Consider the following 16,873-nt stretch of genomic DNA (forward strand, 5'->3'; position numbering starts at 1 on the left):
AGCCCGTAAACGTATCAGCGGCGGGCCAGCCGAAATATCCGGTCCGAATTCGACGATTGGCGCAGCCTCATCGGACAAAGCTATCGCACAGTAACGCCGAATGAAAACGCACTGCCGGCAAAGACAGCCTCGCATCAAAAGTCTCGCCCGCAAGTCTCTCGCGCTCATTCGTCAGCGCCATTCCTCCCGTAGAATTGCAAGAAAACGAAAGTAATCCACTGTTACCCCTTGTTGATGAACCCGTAACCGGCGTAGGAAACGAGGAATTATGGGGAGATCGTGGCGATCCGGGCATGGAAAGCTGCGGCAATAGCTAACGGGCAATAGCTAATGACAATGGGGGCAAACAGAACGGCCGCGTTCATGCCGTATGTCCGGCTGATACTGCTCGCGGCGCTTCTTCTTGTGCTGGCAGGCGCGCTTCATTCAGGCATCGCTCTTGCCGGCAACTACGAAGGCGTTGCCAGTTGCGCGGGCTCGACTTGCCATGGCCGTAACGAGGGGGACGGCAAGGTCGTGCGGCAGGACGAACTGCGCATTTGGCAGGACCGTTCCAGCCAGACCGGTGCCCACAGCCGGGCCTATGGCGTGCTGACCAGCCCGCGCGGTGAACGGATCGCCTCTTCGTTGGGGCTCGGCCGCGCGGAAAGCGCGCCCGCCTGCCTTGGCTGCCATTCAACTAACGCCCCGGCCGGTTCGCGCGGTGCCCGCTGGCTCGAATCGGACGGCGTGGGCTGCGAATCGTGCCACGGCGCAGCCTCGGGCTGGATTTCCCGCCACTATGCCGTGCCCGCCAGCCATGCCTCGAACGTGGCGGCAGGCCTGATCCCGCTGGAAAAGTCGCAGGTGCGCGCCGGTGTCTGCCTCGATTGCCACTTCGGCAGCGACAAGCCGGGGCAGTTCGTGACTCATGCGATGATGGCCGCCGGACACCCCCGCGTTTCGTTCGAGCTTGACCTGTTCTCGGCCATGCAGGCCCATTACAATCTCGATACCGACTATGTGCGCCGCAAGGGACGGCTCGACAGCGTCCAGCTCTGGGCCGTCGGCCAGGCCGAGGCGATCCGCCGCTCGACAAAGCTCTTCGCCAATCCGGCGCTGGGCATGGAAGGCGTGTTTCCGCAGTTCTACTTCTACGACTGCCATAGCTGCCACCGCCAGATCACCGACAATCCGAGCGCGGTCCGCACGTTCGAGACCAATCCCGGCCGTCCCATCCCCTTCGGCAACCCGCCCTACAATGACGAGAACATGATCATGCTCTCCGCCGTTGCCGGCGTGCTGGTGCCGGAACAGGCCGCCCGGTTCGATACGGCGGCCCGCAATTTCCATGCGGCGATGGGCAAGGGCCGCCCGCAAGCCGCCGCTGCCGCGCAAACGCTGGGAGCGGCGGCGGCCAGCCTGTCCAACGCGATCGCTGCGCGCGACTATAGCGGCGACACGGCCTTCCGCGTGATCTCCGCGATCGCCAGCAAGGCGATCACCCCGCGCTTCACCGACTATACCGGCTCGGCACAGGCAGTCATGGCGATCGATACCCTGCTCAACGCCATGGTGCGCGATGGCCGCGTGACCATGGGGGCGGCAGCGGGCATCCGGGCGCAGATCAACAAGGCCTATGCCGCCGTTTCGGCGCCGGAGAAGTACAAGCCCGACGCCTTCCGAGCCGCGCTCGCCAATGCGGCGGGCGCTATCGAGGCGCTGCGCTGATGCGGGGCTCGATGCGCGCGGCCGCCCTGCTGGCAGCGCTCGCGCTCCTGGCCGGATGCGGCGGGGGAGACAGCGGTTCGTCGGGCGCGTCGAGCGGCAGCAGTTCGGGCTCGTCGGGCAGCAGTGGCGGTTCATCGGGTGGCACCACCACGACCGGCGCCTACACCGCGCCCGCGCAGGAATCGCTCACGTCCGCCGAAGTCGGCAAGATCGTCGCGCAGGCGGCGGCGGAGGGCCAGCAAACGGGGCATCCCGCGACGATCGCCGTGGTCGACCGCGTGGGCAACGTGCTCGCCGTGTTCCGCATGACCGGGGCCGGCACGACCGCCAAGATCGACGATGCTCCCAATGGCGACAACATCGACATTCAGGGGCTCTCGGTGCCCTCGGAGGCCGCCGCGATCGCCAAGGCCATTACCGGCGCCTATCTTTCAAGCGGCGGCAATGCCTTCTCCTCGCGCACCGCGAGCATGATCGTGCAGCAGCACTTTCCGCCCGCCGCCAGCACCGTGGGCCTGGAAAGCGGGCCGCTGTTCGGCGTGCAGTTCAGCCAGCTCCCCTGCTCCGACCTGACCGAGCGGTTCCAAGCCAGCGGCACTTCGGCCCTGATCGGCCCGAAGCGGTCCCCGCTCGGTCTCTCCGCCGATCCCGGCGGCTTTCCGCTCTACAAGAACGGCGTGCTGGTCGGCGGCATCGGCGTGATGTCCGACGGGGCCTATTCGCTCGATCCCAATGTACTCGATACCGATACCGATTTCGACGAGCAGATTGCGCTGGCGGGCACGGTCGGCTTCGAAGCGCCCGAAGATATCCGCGCCAATCGCATCTACATCGACGGCACCCAGCTGCGCTATTCGGACGCGACCTATTCCAACCTGTTCGACGTGTCCGCCGCCACGTATGCGCAGACCGCCCCTGCACTGGGCAGCCTCATCACGGTGCGCGGCTACTTCGAGACCGCGGCGCTGCGCGCGGGCACGGCCTATGGCACCGAAGCTTCGGGCATCCGCGCCGCCACCTCGGCCGAATTTTCCAACAGCGATGCCTTCGTCCTGACCGACGGGAGCGGGGCAGACCGCTTCCCGGTCCGGGCCGGAACCGACGGGGCCGACGTCGCCCAGCCGATCACCGCTGCGGAAGCGCGCACGCTTCTGGAAGAAGCCTTCAAGGTCATGAGCCGGGCCCGCGCGCAGATCCGCCAGCCGCTCGACAGCCGGGCCGAAGTCTCGATTTCGCTGGTCGATACGCATGGCCAAGTGCTCGGCGTGGTCCGCGCGCCCGATGCGCCGATCTTCGGCACCGACGTCTCGCTGCAGAAGGCACGCACGGCCACGTTCTTCTCCGGCGCCCAGGCCGGGGCCGAACTGCTCGCCGATCCCAGCAGTGATGTGCAGGCTTTCGTCGGCAAAGTGCGTACGTTCCTCAACGATTCCAGCGCGCTCACCGGCACCTTCGCCTTCGCCGACCGTTCCGGCGGCAATCTCTCGCGCCCCTATTTTCCCGATGGCGAAGTGGGCAATCCCAACGGTCCGCTCTCGCGCCCGATCGCGCAGTGGAACCCGTTCTCGACCGGCCTGCAATCAGCGCTGGTGCTCACCAATCTCAGCCAGCACCTGCAATACGTGACGGGTGCGGCAGCCAGCGACACGCGCCATCGCTGCACCTACATTCCCGATGTCGCCTCGGGCCAGAACCGGCTGCAGAACGGCATCCAGATCTTCCCCGGCTCGGTCCCGGTCTATCGCGGCAATACGCTGGTGGGCGGCATGGGCGTTTCGGGCGACGGTATCGATCAGGACGACATGATCAGCTTCCTCGGCACCAACAACGGCGGGGTGAAGCTGGGCACGCTGGGCAATGCCCCTGCCGCGATCCGCGCCGACCAGATCCAGGTCAACGTCAATGGCTCGCTGGTACGGCTGCGGTTCGTGAACTGTCCCTTCGCGCCGTTCCTCGATACCTCCGACCAGAACGTCTGCGAGGGCCTCTAGATGCCGCTCACAGCCCTTCTTCTGCCGATGCTGCTGGCCGAACCGCTGGCGCAGGCGACCCCTGCCGGACAGGAAGACCCGCAGGACAATGCAGCAACGGCCGGAACGCCGAAACCGGAAATCCCGCCTGTCCTCCTTCCCGCCGGCACGGAAAGCGCGCCGGAAGACATCGACAACGGCGTGATCGACGGGCGCCGCCGCCCCGGCTATCAGGCGCCGCTTCCCGAAAAGGTCACGCAGGACAATCCCGGCGCCGTCCGCGCGCCGCCGCCCGAGGCCTTTTCGCAGGAGGAGTTCCCGATCCCCGACCGCTGGCGCCTGATTCAGACGCTGGGCGTGGTGAAGGAGCACTGGTGGGATCCCTATAACCAGAACACCTACAAGGGCGACCGGCCGATCAACCGCGCCAAAGTGCCGTGGCTGCCGATCAAAGAAGACGACTGGTTCTTCACCGCCGGCCTGACCTCCGACACCGTGCTGGAACCGCGCACCTTCCCGATCCCGGTCGGCGTGCAAACAACCGAGCGGCCGGGCAGCCTCAATGTCTTCGGCAAGGATGCCAGCCTGGTCTTCTCGCAGACCGTGATCGCCACCGCCTCGCTGGTGAAAGGCCAGACCGCCTTCAAGCCGCCGGTGGTCGAATACAAAGTCGCGCTGGCGCTGAACTACAATTACGTCAACGTGCCCGAAAAGCGCGTGCTGTTCGTCGAACCCTCGAAACCCTCGCACCGCTCGGACCACTTCCTCGGCGTGCAGGAAGCCTTCATCGACTACCACTTGCGCAACGTCTCGGACCGGTATGATTTCGACTCGATCCGCGTTGGCATCCAGCCGTTCCAGGCCGACTTCCGCGGCTTCCTGTTCAACGACCAGCAGCTCGGCATCCGCCTGTTCGGGAACCGTGACAACAACCGGGTCCAGTACAACCTCGCCGCGTTCTGGCGGCTGGAGAAGGATACCAATTCCGGCCTCAACAGCGTCGTCGAACGCCCGCGCGACGATTTCGTGTTCGTCGCCAACGTGTATCGCCAGGACTTCCTGATCCCGGCGCTGACCAGCCAGTTCACCGTGGTCTACAACCGCAACCGCGAGGCCGGGCAGATCAAGGTCGACGACAACGGTTTCCCGGTGCGCCCCGCGCTGCTCGGCAACTTGCGCGGGCGCGACTACGATGTGTTCTACCTGGGCTACAATGCCGACGGGCATGTCGGCCGGATCAACGTGACAGCCTCGGCCTATGCCGCGCTGGGGCAGGACCGCAACAGCATCTTCACCGACAAGAAGGCCGACATCCGCGCCTTCTTCGGCGCGGCGGAGCTGAGCTACGACCACGACTGGATGCGCTTTCGCCTCTCGGGCCTCTACGCCAGCGGCGACCACGATCCCTACGACAGCACCGAAACCGGGTTCGACGCGATTTTCGAGAACCCGATCTTCGCCGGTGCCGACACCAGCTACTGGATCCGTCAGACCATTCCCTTTGCCGGCGGCGGCCGCGTGATCGGCGTCAACGGACGCAATGGCATCCTCAATTCGCTGCGCTCGTCCAAGGATCAGGGCCAGTCGAACTTCAACAATCCCGGCACGATGCTGGTGGGCGCCGGAGGCGACTTCGACCTGACGCCCGAACTGCGCCTGTCCACCAATGCCAATCACTTGTGGTTCGAGAACACCACAACGCTGCAGACGCTGCGCAACGAAGGCTCGATCCCGAACGACATCGGCTGGGACCTCTCCGCCGCCGCGATCTGGCGGCCCAAGGCGACGCAGAACATCGTCGCCCGCCTGTCCGCCGCAGCGCTGGTGCCCGGAAAGGGCTTTCGCGACCTGTTCGACAACGCCGAGGGTAACCGGAATTACTATTCCATCCTCGCCAACGTGATCGTGACCTACTGATGCGCCGCGCTCTCTATTTCCTCGCACTCTGGGCCCTGTTCCTTGGCGTCGTCCTTCCCTCCGGCCGGCTGTTCGCCAGCGAGGAGGAAAAGCCGGTCGAGCGCGACTATTCGCTGGTGCGCGCGGCGCCCTCTCCCGCGCGGCAGAGCCTGGCCGACGTGCAGGCCAAGTCGTCCGGCTGCCTGACCTGCCACACCCAGTCCGACGCGCCGTCGATGCACGCGAGCCCCGCCGTGCAATTGGGCTGCACCGATTGCCACGGCGGCAATGCATCGATCACCGGACGCCCCGAGCTGGGCTTCGATGCCCCGGAATACGTCGCCGCGCGCGAAAAGGCGCATGTGCTGCCGAAGTATCCCGAAGGCTGGCACTACCCGAGCGCGGCCAATCCCAAACGCAGCTATGCCCTGCTGAACAAGGAAGCGCCCGAATACATCCGCTTCGTCAATCCCGGCGACTACCGTGTCGCGCGCGATTCCTGCGGCAATTGCCACATGCAGACGATCGAGGCGGCCGAACGCTCGCTGATGGCGACGGGTGCGATGCTGTGGGGCGGCGGCGCCTATAACAACGGCATCCTGCCCTACAAGAACTACCTCCTGGGCGAAGCCTACACCAAGCATGGCGAGCCGGCGAAGATCGAGAGCCCCGGCACCCCGCCCGGTACGCTTACGCCTGCCGAGAAGGATCGCGGTGCACTGGCAGCGCTCTATCCGCTGCCGCGCTGGAACGTCGTGCCGCCATCTGACGTGTTCCGCGTGTTCGAGCGTGGCGGCCGCACGATCAACTCGGGCTTTGCCGAAGTCGGCCTGCCCAATTCCACCGGATCGATCCAGCGCCTCGACGAGCCGGGCCGCCCGGACCTCAAGCAGTCCAACCGCGGCCCCGGCACGGGCCTGCGCGTCGCGATTGCGGTGCTCAACATTCACAAGACGCGCCTCAACGACCCGTTCATGTGGTTCATGGGCACCAATGACCAGCCGGGCGACTACCGCAGCTCGGGCTGCACCGGCTGCCACGTAATCTACGCCAACGACCGTGAGCCGCGCCACAGCCTCGTCTATGCGAAATTCGGCCGCGACGGGCAGACGATCACCCGCGACCCGACGATCGCCGCGCTGACCGAAAAGGGCGCGCACGGTGCGCTGAAGGACGGCCACGAGGGTGAAGCCGCGAAAGGCGGCGAGCGCGAGCACGGCCACCCGCTGCAGCACATCTTCACCCGCGCGATCCCGACCGCCCAGTGCATGAACTGCCACATGCACCAGCCCAACATCTTCCTGAATTCCTATCTCGGCTACACGATGTGGGACTACGAGTCCGACGCGCCTTCGATGTGGCCACAGCAGCAGAAGTATCCGGATGCCGCCGAAGTCCACAAGGTACTGGAACGCAACCCGGAAGGCGCCGCGCCCAAGGGCAAGTGGGCGGACATCAATTTCGTGCGCAACGTCTATGACCTGAACCCCAAGCTCAAGGACACGCAGTTCGCGGACTATCACAGCCACGGCTGGAATTTCCGCGCGATCTTCAAGCGGGATCGCTCGGGCAACCTGCTCGACGCCGGAGGCAATCAGGCCACCTGGGGCACGGACAAGGATCACATCGTCTCGCCCGACGATCCGGAGAAATGGCGCAAGGCCGGCGAAGGCAAGTTCGTCCAGCCAGGCGTGAACCCCGGCAAGGCCGTCCACATGATGGACATCCATGCCGAAAAGGGCATGCAGTGCGCCGATTGCCACTTTTCGCAGGACGCGCACGGCAACGGGTTGATCTACGGCGAAGTCGCCAATGCGGTCGAGATCGGCTGCAAGGATTGTCACGGCACGGCCGATGCCTATCCGACGCTGCTGACCTCCGGCCCTGCCGCGCCGCCCAAGGGCAACGACCTCTCGCTGCTGCGCAACCCGGATGGGCAGCGCCGCTTCGAATGGACCACGGATGCTTCGGGCCGCCGCCACCTGATCCAGCGCTCGCTGGTCGATCCCAAGCTGTCGTGGGACGTCAATCTGGTGAAGGACGCGATGGACCCGGCCTCGCCCACCTTCAACGCCAAGTCCGCCCGTGCCAAGCTGATGAGCCAGTCTGGCGCCGATGACGGCTCGTTCCGCTTCGGCCCCGGCGTGCCGATGGGCGACCGCGCGCACAAGGACGGGGAGATGGCCTGCTTCACCTGCCACCTCTCGTGGACCACGAGCTGCGGCGGTTGCCACTTGCCGATCGAGGCGAACTGGAAGACCAAGCTCCACCACTATGAGGGGGAGGAAACGCGCAACTTCGCGACCTACAACCCGCAAGTGGCGCGCGATCAGATGTTCCAGCTCGGCAAGCACATGACCACCAAGGGCGCCGAAGTCGCCCCGATCCGGTCGAGCTCGGCGCTGGTGCTGTCCTCGACCAACGTCAACCGCGAGCGCATCTACGTCCAGCAGCCACCGATCAGCGCCGCCGGGTTCTCCAGCCAGGCCTTCGCGCCGCACTTCCCGCACACGGTGCGCCTCACCGAGACCAAGACCTGCAGCGACTGCCACATCTCGGCGAACGAGGACAATAATGCGATCATGGCGCAGACGCTTCTGCTCGGCACCAATTTCGTGAACTTCGTCGGGCTCAATTCCTGGGTGGGTCTCGACGGCGGCTTCGAGGCTGTGCGCGTGACCGAATGGGACGAGCCGCAGGCCGTGATCGGCTCGTACCTCCAGAAGTACGCCTACCCCGATTACTACAGGCTCCACGTCGAGCAGAACAAGCGCGAGCTCAAGAACTGGGTGCGCGGCAAGACCTTCGACAAGAAACTGTCGGGCGAAAGCCATGCCATGGAGCAGTTCCGCAATGTCGTGCAGGGCACGCGCGATCAGGTCGGCTGCCTGCAGCTTCGCGGCGAATACATGTTCGTGGCCGAAGGAACCGGTGGCTTCAAGGTCTATGACGTCGCCTCGATCGCCAACAAGGCGTTCTCGGATGCGGTCGTCTCGGCGCCGTTCTCACCACTCGGGCAGAAGAACCATGTGGCGACGAAGAATGCCACCTGCATGGCCATACCCACCGATCAGGCGATCGCGCCGAACCGCAACCGCGCGATGGAAGCGACCGTAATCAAGGACGAAAAGGGGCAGCCGATCCTCAAGGATGACGGCAAGCCGATGACGCTGCGCGACGCCAATCAGGAGCAGCCGTTCGAGCCGATCTACAGCTACGCGGCAATCACCGACAGCGTCGAAGGCCTGATCCTCGTCAATGTCGAGACCTTTGCCGATGGCGAGTTCCGCAACAACGACCTCAAGCGTGCAGTGACGTGGAACCCCGATCACGTGCTCGACGGCGCGCGGCACATCGTGCTCGCCGGTGAAGTGGCCTATATCACCGCCAAGACCGGCCTTGTCGTGGTCGACCTGCATGACCCGCTGCATCCCAAGCTCGCCGCCGTGCGGAAGATGGAGGACGCGCGGGCGAGCGCGATCCAGTTCCGCTACTTGTGGGTGACGGACCGCGACGGGCTCAAGCTGTTCGACGTCACGAACCTGCGAAACCCTGTCGCGATCCCCTCGGCCACGGTGCCGCTGGCGGATGCGCACCGCATCTACGTGGCGCGTACCTATGCCTATGTCGCGGGCGGCAGCGAAGGGCTCGTCATTGTCGACGTAACAAGGCCGCTATCGCCCAAGATCTACCGGAAAGTGACGTTCGACGGGCAGCTCAACGATGCGCAGGACGTGATCGTGGGCACTACCAATGCCTCGCTCTTCGCCTATGTCGCGGACGGCAGGAACGGGCTCAAGGTGATCCAGCTCACCTCGCCGTCGAGCCAGCCGAACTTCTACGGCTTCTCTCCGGCGCCGGAGCCGCAGCTGATCGCCTGGGCCAAGACGCCCTCGCCCGCACGCGCGCTCTCCAAGGGGCTAGACCGTGACCGCGCGGTGGACGAGACCGGCGGCCAGATCGCCATTTTCGGCCGCCTCGGCTCGCGTCCCTTCACCCGGCCGGAAATGGAGCGCCTGTTCCTCAACCGCCGCGGCGTGCCGTTCAAGGTGCAGGACAACGTCGACATGGCCGCATGGTGGCCGGCGAAGTAAGCAGGCATCCCGCAGGAATACCCCTTGTCCTTGCGAGGCTAAAGGTCGAAGCCATCCAGGGCGGCATAAAGACGCACTGGATTGCCGCGGCGGCTTCGCCTCCTCGCAATGACGATGAAATGAAAAAATGACGAGAAGCCAGCCGGTTTCAGCCGCCCGACCGCTCGCCAACGATCAGACGGACCGTGTCCTGCATCCTCTCGTCGTAGCGAACGAGGATCTGGTGGCCGCCGACATTCTCGACATGGCTCACCAGCCGCTCGCCATCCCAGCGGTGCAGCGCATAAGCGGGCAGTTCGTTGCTGATCATCTCGCGCCCGTCGGGTCTCTCGGGATCGACGGGATTGAGATCCAGCGACACCAGCGGCGCCGTCGAGGCGCAAACCATCGTCGGCACGCCCTGCCACATGGTCTGGATCGTCCGGTGCAAATGGCCGCTGATGATGGCGCGGACCTGCCCGTGCCCGGCCATGGCCTGCTCCAGCCGCTGGATCCACGGTTCCTGCGCCCCGCTGTCGAGCCAGGAAAGACCGCTTTCAAACGGCGGATGATGGAGCGCAATCACGGTCGGCGTGTCAGGGTGGGCGGCCAGTTCAGCCGCCAGCCAGGCCGCCCGCGTTTCGCAGAAACCGCCGCCGTGGCGGCCGGGATCGAGCGTGTCGAGCACGACCAGCCGCAAGCCGCCAAGGTCGCGCGCATATTGCACGAAGCCCTCATGGCTTGAGACCTGCGGAAAGGCCGCGAGCAGCGCCTCGCGCGCATCGTGGTTGCCTGCCATCGGCAGCACCGGAAACGGACAGACGGATACCGCCTCGACCAGCCGGGCATAACTTTGCGCGTCGCCGAATTCGGTGAGATCCCCGGTCATCAGCAGCAGGTCAGGACGGTTGGGGCCGGCCGCAATGCGATCCAGCACCACCCTCAGCCGCTGCATATTGTATTCGTCCGGGTTGCCCGGATCGAAACCGATATGGATGTCGGTGATCTGTGCGATCAGCAATGGCGCTTTTCCCAAGAGCGAAGCCCCTTTCCGTGCCAAACTCAGTCCGGCTATAGCGCGATCTTGGTTGCCATCGGCTTACGCTTCTCCGAGCCTATCGCCGTCGTGTGATATCCATGACACATCGCACAACTCGACACCACCTTGTCTTTCGCCGCCGAGGATTCTCCGACATGGCAGGTCCGGCAGTCCTTGATGCCCGGCAGCAGCAGGTCGGAAGACATCGTGGACGTCTTGGCCGCATGGCAGCTTTCGCACTTTTCCTGCTTGTGCGCCGCGTGATCGAACCAGCCGTGCTCCATGTAGCGCATCGGCTGCGTCACCGGCACGACGCCGAGCTTGCCGTTGATCGTGGTCGGGCGGTGGCACTCGCCGCAGATCCCGTCCTTCGACAGCGCGCCGCGAAGCTGCAGCCCGTGCCAGGCCGGGGCCGAGTAGTTGAAGCTGTAGAGCCCGCCGGGCGCATATTGCCCCGGACGTTCGCGATTGGTGCCGGCCGGCAGGCTGGGGTGATAGTCGCGCGCGGAAAGGTCCGCGATCAGCTGGTTGACGTCGCCATGATGCAGCTTGCGGAAAATCCCGCCGACCTTGTCATAGGCAAGGCTGTGGCAGGCCTCGCAATCGCGCTCCATCTGCACCGGCTTGAAGCGCACACCGTCCTCGGTCTTGTGGTGGCAGTTCTGGCATTGCAGCCCGCCCGGACGATACCCGCGCTCGGCGCCGATATTGGCCGCCATGCGCGCCACGCCGCCCAGCGGATCGAGGTGCAGCTTGTGCGAGAAGGCTAGGCCATCGTCCTGACGCGGCGCATCGTCGAGCGAGACCGGGGTCCGCTTGCGGGTCATCGCATCGGTCACGACGGCCGGGGTGAACTGCGGGTGCAGCTTGCCGAAGTCCCCGGCATTGCCCAGCCGCGTATCGGGCAGGTTGCTTTTCAGCCGGACGTGGCAATCGGAACAGAACTTCTGGCTCGGCGCATCGAGGCGCGTCGGCCCCTGATGCTCGATGTGGCAATCCTGGCAGGCTCCCGGCCCTTTCTTGCCAAAAGCATGGGCCACAGACCACAGGATGCGGTCCCCCAGCGGCATGTTGCCGCGTGCCAGCGCGAGCCGCTGCGGATCGGCATGATCGTGCACGTCCTTGTGGCAAGTGCGGCAAGTCTCGTCGCGCACCGAGACGAACGCCTTGACGTGGCAGGTCTCGCAGCGGTCGCTCAGCGAGCGGTGCGCCAGACTGAGCCCACCGGGGTTCCAGCTCGCATCGCCGATCACGCCCTTCTTGGAATCCGGATCGCGCGTGGCGTGGCTGATGATCGGCACCGCGAGGAATGCCAGCAAGATCAGGAGGCCCAGCCCCCACGAGACCATGCGCTTGCCCGGCAGCACGCCTTGCAGCGAGAAGCGGCGCTTCTCCTCCAGGTCGCCCGAACGCGTAGCTGCACTGTCCGTCTGACGCACCGTCAGCAGCACCGCGCCATCCGTGTCCTGCGAGACGGTCACGCGGTAGGTGCCGAAGCCCAGCTCCGCCCCGCCGCGGCTGTCGATCACGGCGGAACGGGTATCGACACCGTCACGCACGAAGCCGAGCGAACCGGTCGCCGCGACTTCCAGACGGCCGCCGCTGTGCAAGGCCATCGTTGCGTGACGTGCCTCCACCGCCAGATCCGGCAAGTGGATGTCGTTTTCGGTCGAGCGGCCGATGGCGATCGTATCGGTGGAAACGTCGCGGTCACGGACGATCTCTCGCCCGGTCGCGGTTATTTCAATCTGGCGGATCCGGAATGTCATGGGGCCTACCAGTAGTAGAAGACGGAAATGATATGGGCCGTGAGCGCGGCCAGCAGCGCCATCGTCGCGGGCACATGCACGTAGAGCCACACTTCGAGCATGGCCTTGAGGCGCATCTGGCGGCGCAGGCGCTCAAGCTGGGCCTTACGGCGGACCAGCAGCTTTTCGACGCGCTCGCTGGCGGCATCGTGCTCGCCGGCAAGGCCCATGATGGCCGCCTGCGTTGCACACTGCGGATAGTGCCCGGAAAGGCGCCGCAGCAGCCCCGCGCCGAAGGGATCTTCGTCCAGCGCGGCGATCACGAGGTCCGACTGCGCGCGCTCCAGCGGCTGCGCGGCATCGTTGAGCTGGCGGTCGAGCGCGCGGATCGCATCGATCATCTGCCCCTGCGTCATCTGCTCGCGATTGGTGCTGAGCGCGGAAGGCAGCGTCGAATAGGCCCAGATGCCGAACAGGCCCGAGAGGATCACCAGCATCATCAGCGCATAGGCCAGCGTATGCACGTTCCAGCCGAACTGGAAACCGGTATGCAACGTCGCCACCACGATCAGCGAGAGCCCGAGATAGACGTGCGCCGATGTCCAGGCCTTGAGCGACCAGCGCCCCTCGGTGATCGCCCGCTTGCGAATACCCAGCAGCGAAAGCCAGACGATCAGCAGCGCCCCGATGGTGCCCAGCGTATAGCCGACCCAGGTGCTGCCGCTCGGGCGCGGCTTGGGATCGGTGAGGAAATAGGCGGCAATGGCGATGACGCACAGGGCCGTCGCGATCTTCATCCAGCGAAAGCCGCGATGGCGCAGGAAGCCTTCGTGGCTGGACTGGTATTCGCGGTTCGCGCCGCGGCCGCTTTCAGGCACGCCGGATTTCTGGACCGTGGCCATCAGTCTTCCTCCGCCAGCTTGGCGACCGAGAGGAAAGCCTCGGGCGAGACGCGGATCGCCGCCCCGGTCGGGCAGGCCCGCACACAGGAGGGGCCGCCGTCGATCCCCGAGCACATGTCGCACTTGATCGCTTTCTTGGGCTGCTCGGCTCCTTCAGCGTGCTTCTTGCGCCAGGTTTTGGAAGGCTCGCCCGGTCCGGGGCCTTTGCCGAGGAACAGCCAAGACAGCAGCGAGGGCTTCTTCGGCGGCACCGAATCCATGCGGATCACGCCGTAAGGGCAGTTCCTCTGGCAATTGCCGCAGCCGATGCAGGTCTCGTCGATGAAGACTTCGCCGTCGACGCCGCGCTGGATCGCATTGGGCGGGCAATCGGCCATGCAGTGCGGATGCTCGCAATGGCGGCACGAGGTCGGCACATGGAGGTGCGCATACGTCGTGCCCGCCTCGCGATCGAGGCGCGAGAGGCCGTCGTGGCTGTCGGCGCAGGCCTTTTCGCAATTGTCGCAGCCGACGCAGAGCGTCTCGTCGATCAGCAGCACGTCGGTCGCTTCGCCGATGCCATTGTCGACGAGGAACTGCGCGGTCTGCGAATACATGTCGACGACGCTGGAGAAATTCTCCTTGCGCCCCTCGATGAAGCTGTTGATTTCCTTGCGGCGCTCCACCTCGCTGCGGGCCTTCTGCAGCAGCGCGGGCTTTTTCTGCAGCAGCCGCACGAAAGCCTCGCCCGGCAGGCGGATCACTTCGGAGCGGATCGCGGCGCGGACCGTGGCATTGCGGGGTGCCCCGTCGATCACGGCCATTTCGCCAACGTAGGACCCGGCCGGCAGATAGCTCAGGAACACCGGCTTTCCGGCAATTTCGCGCTCCACGATCATCGAGCCGCGCCGGATGATGTAGATGTCGTTGCCTTCGTCGCCTTCCTTGAGCACGACCTGCCCGGCCCGCACTTCCTGCACTTCGGCGCCTTCGACCAGTTCGGCGACATCCTCGCTGGTGAGGCCCGAGCCGAAGATCTGCAGCAATTGCCGCTCGATCGAGATGCGGTTGACCGCCTTGGCCGCAGCCGGTGCCGTCGCCATCAGCTTGAGCGCGGCAGCGCGCGACAGTTCGACCACGATCAGGCCTTCCGCCGCGCGGATCGTGGCTCCACGGCGGCGGCCCGAGATCAGGCCGACTTCGCCGAAGATCGAGCCTTCGCGGATCGGCACGGTAATGCCCGGATCATCCTTGCTGACCTCGACCAAGACCGACCCTTGGGCGATGGCAAAGAGCGAGGAGCCCGGCTCGTTGCGCTCGAACACGGCCTGCCCGCGGGTGAAGGCCTGCACATCGGAATCGAGCATCAGTTCGCGCAATTGCAGCGCGGAGATGTCGCGGAAGATCTCGATCTTCGATCCGAACAGATCGAGCCATTCCGCCACACCGCGCTTGCCCGGCAAGGGCGCGAACTTCTCGGCCAGGATCGGCTCGTCGGCGGGCTTGAGCGTAGTGTTGCCGTTCAGGAACTCGACGACGTCGTAGCCCTGGTTCATGCAGTGCTTGATCAGCGGATAGCCCGCCAGCGCGCCGATCACGTGAATGCCGGGGCGGGTCGTCTCGAACACTGGCGAGAGCACCGGGAAGGCCTCGCGCTCGGGGCTGGTGAACGCGATCCCGCAAGCCTCGACGAACTTGCGCGGCGGCGCCGAGCCGGTACGGGCGATGATCCGGTCGCACCGGATCGTTTCCTGCCCGTCGCGGGTGTCGAGCACGAATTCGCCGGGCCGCACTTCGGCAGGCGTGGTCTCGTAGCGGACGGTGATCCGCCCGGCGGCCTCCGCCTCCTGCAGCAGCTTGACGTTGGCCGCCTTGGCGCGGGCGAACTCGGTGCCGCGGTTGAGCACGGTCACGACATTGCCCTGCGCCGGGTCCGCCGCGAGGCCGAGCGCATTCTCTATGCCCGCATCGCCGGTGCCGACGACCGTGATGTGCTCGTCCACGTACTCGGTAGGATCGTCGAGCTGGTACTGCACATGCGGCAGTTCGGCGCCCGCGCAGCGCAGCAGGTTCGGGTTGCCCTGCGTGCCGATCGCCAGGATCACCGCTTCGGCGCGGATCGTGTCTCCGCCCTTGAGCGAGAGGACGAAAGCGCCCTTCTCACCCTCGATCTTCACGACATCGGCATTGTAGCGAACATCGATCTTCAGGGCCGCGGTCTGCTCGTCCCACACATCAAGGATGGCTTCGCGCTTGCCCGCCTCGAAATCGAGATCGGAGCGCAGCACCAGCGAGCTGGGCGTCGCCATGACATGCTTGCCCTTCTGGTACTTGTAGATCGTATCGGAAAGGTGGTCGGTCTTTTCCAGCAGGATGTGGCTGATGCCGAGCTGCGCGGCGCGGCCGGCAGCACTCAGCCCTGCGGGCCCCGACCCGACGATGGCGATTCGCACACTGACTTCCACCACTTCCCCCTCGCCGCCGCTTGCTGCCATGACGGGCGATTGCATTCCCCTGCAAAAGCCCGCATCTGGCGCGAACACCCTGCCCGGCAAATTCCGGCGGTCGATAGCGCAGTAATGGACGGAAATTGGTGATGACACAACAGAGCAAGAACAGAATTCGTTTCGACCGCGCTGCACTGATACTGGCCGTCTTGATTGTTATCGCTATTGTTACCTATCGATTCATCAACAAACCGGGCGAAACACCGTCCTCTGCCGCCATCGTTGACGCTGCGGCACCGCAGACTCTCGCCGGTCTGGAAAAAAGCACCGCCGACCATCCGGGCGACAGCGGCGCCTGGCGCGAACTGGGGGCCGCCTACTACAGCGAACAACGCTATGCCGATGCCGTTCGCGCCTACGACCGCGCCACCACGCTCGCCCCCGCCGATGCCTCGCTGTGGTCGGCGCTGGGCGAAGCGCGGGTCATGGCCAGTCAGCACGATCCCATGCCCGCCGAAGCGGCCACCGCATTCGCGAAAGCCCTGGAACTGGATCCCAAGGACCCGCGCGCGCGCTATTTCGATGCCGTGCGGAAAGACCTGACCGGAGATCATGAAGCAGCCTTGACGCAGTGGCTGGCTCTGCTGGCGGACACGCCTTCGGACGCCCCCTGGCACGATGATCTCGTCCGCACGATCGAACAGGTGGGCAAGATCAACAAGATCGAGGTGGCGGACCGGATTGCCGCCGCGCAGAAGCAGGCTCCTGCCCCTGCAGCACCGGTATCTTCCCTGCCCAAAGCAGCCCAAGCCATCCCCGGCCCCACGCAGCAGGATCTCGCGCGCGCTTCGGCCATGCGCCCCTCCGACCAGCAGGCGATGGTTCAGGGCATGATCGAACGGCTGGAAAGCCGGCTGAAGGACGATCCTTCGAATGTCGACGGCTGGGTCATGCTGATGCGCAGCCGCACGACGCTGGGCGAGCCGGACAAAGCGGCCAAGGCCCTGGCGGACGCGATCGCCGCCAACCCCGCCAAGGCGGATTACCTGCGCCAGCAGGCCGGTATTCTCGGCGTCCGGTAACTTGCCTTAGGGCCGATCGCCATTCAG

The 16,873-nt window shown here is 65.4% G+C and carries 9 protein-coding genes; 5 read left to right on the forward strand and 4 right to left on the reverse strand.

Annotated elements, in window-relative coordinates:
• The first annotated feature begins 336 nt into the window (after window positions 1-336).
• The 4 genes from NN5_RS21005 to NN5_RS21020 are packed head-to-tail and all read left to right on the forward strand — an operon-like array spanning window position 337 to window position 9,670.
• Window positions 337-1,710, forward strand: coding sequence for a multiheme c-type cytochrome (locus tag NN5_RS21005; RefSeq protein ID WP_067737891.1), 1,374 nt, complete (start codon window positions 337-339; stop codon window positions 1,708-1,710).
• Window positions 1,710-3,701 carry a heme-binding protein gene (locus NN5_RS21010; protein WP_067737872.1) on the forward strand — a complete coding sequence of 664 codons (1,992 nt, stop codon included), beginning with the start codon at window positions 1,710-1,712 and terminating at the stop codon, window positions 3,699-3,701. Before NN5_RS21005 ends, NN5_RS21010 begins: the two co-directional genes overlap by 1 nt.
• Window positions 3,702-5,597 (forward strand): hypothetical protein, encoded by a 1,896-nt coding sequence (locus NN5_RS21015; protein ID WP_067737874.1) that lies wholly within the window; start codon window positions 3,702-3,704, stop codon window positions 5,595-5,597. It abuts the gene before it with no gap.
• Complete coding sequence (locus tag NN5_RS21020; RefSeq protein ID WP_157081244.1) at window positions 5,597-9,670, forward strand: LVIVD repeat-containing protein; 4,074 nt, start codon at window positions 5,597-5,599, stop codon at window positions 9,668-9,670. The genes NN5_RS21015 and NN5_RS21020 overlap by 1 nt, the downstream gene beginning before the upstream one ends.
• A gap of 148 nt (window positions 9,671-9,818) precedes the next feature.
• On the opposite strand, the gene NN5_RS21025 is transcribed toward NN5_RS21020, so the two are convergent.
• The 4 genes from NN5_RS21025 to NN5_RS21040 are packed head-to-tail and all read right to left on the reverse strand — an operon-like array spanning window position 9,819 to window position 15,827.
• Complete coding sequence (locus tag NN5_RS21025; RefSeq protein WP_067737879.1) at window positions 9,819-10,670, reverse strand: metallophosphoesterase; 852 nt, start codon at window positions 10,668-10,670, stop codon at window positions 9,819-9,821.
• A 50-nt stretch (window positions 10,671-10,720) separates the two neighbouring features.
• Window positions 10,721-12,457: a cytochrome c3 family protein gene (locus tag NN5_RS21030; RefSeq protein WP_067737882.1), complete on the reverse strand. Its 1,737-nt coding sequence runs from the start codon at window positions 12,455-12,457 to the stop codon at window positions 10,721-10,723.
• A gap of 5 nt (window positions 12,458-12,462) precedes the next feature.
• On the reverse strand, window positions 12,463-13,338 hold the full coding sequence (locus NN5_RS21035) for a hypothetical protein (RefSeq protein ID WP_245656644.1): 876 nt from the start codon (window positions 13,336-13,338) through the stop codon (window positions 12,463-12,465).
• Window positions 13,338-15,827, reverse strand: a complete 2,490-nt coding sequence (locus tag NN5_RS21040) for a cyclic nucleotide-binding domain-containing protein (RefSeq protein WP_245656645.1) — start codon at window positions 15,825-15,827, stop codon at window positions 13,338-13,340. The genes NN5_RS21035 and NN5_RS21040 overlap by 1 nt, the downstream gene beginning before the upstream one ends.
• Before the next feature lie 86 nt (window positions 15,828-15,913).
• Here NN5_RS21040 and NN5_RS21045 point away from each other — a divergent pair, with 86 nt between their 5' ends.
• Window positions 15,914-16,846 carry a tetratricopeptide repeat protein gene (locus tag NN5_RS21045; protein WP_067737888.1) on the forward strand — a complete coding sequence of 311 codons (933 nt, stop codon included), beginning with the start codon at window positions 15,914-15,916 and terminating at the stop codon, window positions 16,844-16,846.
• Window positions 16,847-16,873: the final 27 nt, after the last annotated feature.

Source organism: Novosphingobium naphthalenivorans NBRC 102051, assembly GCF_001590985.1.
GTDB lineage: Bacteria > Pseudomonadota > Alphaproteobacteria > Sphingomonadales > Sphingomonadaceae > Novosphingobium > Novosphingobium naphthalenivorans.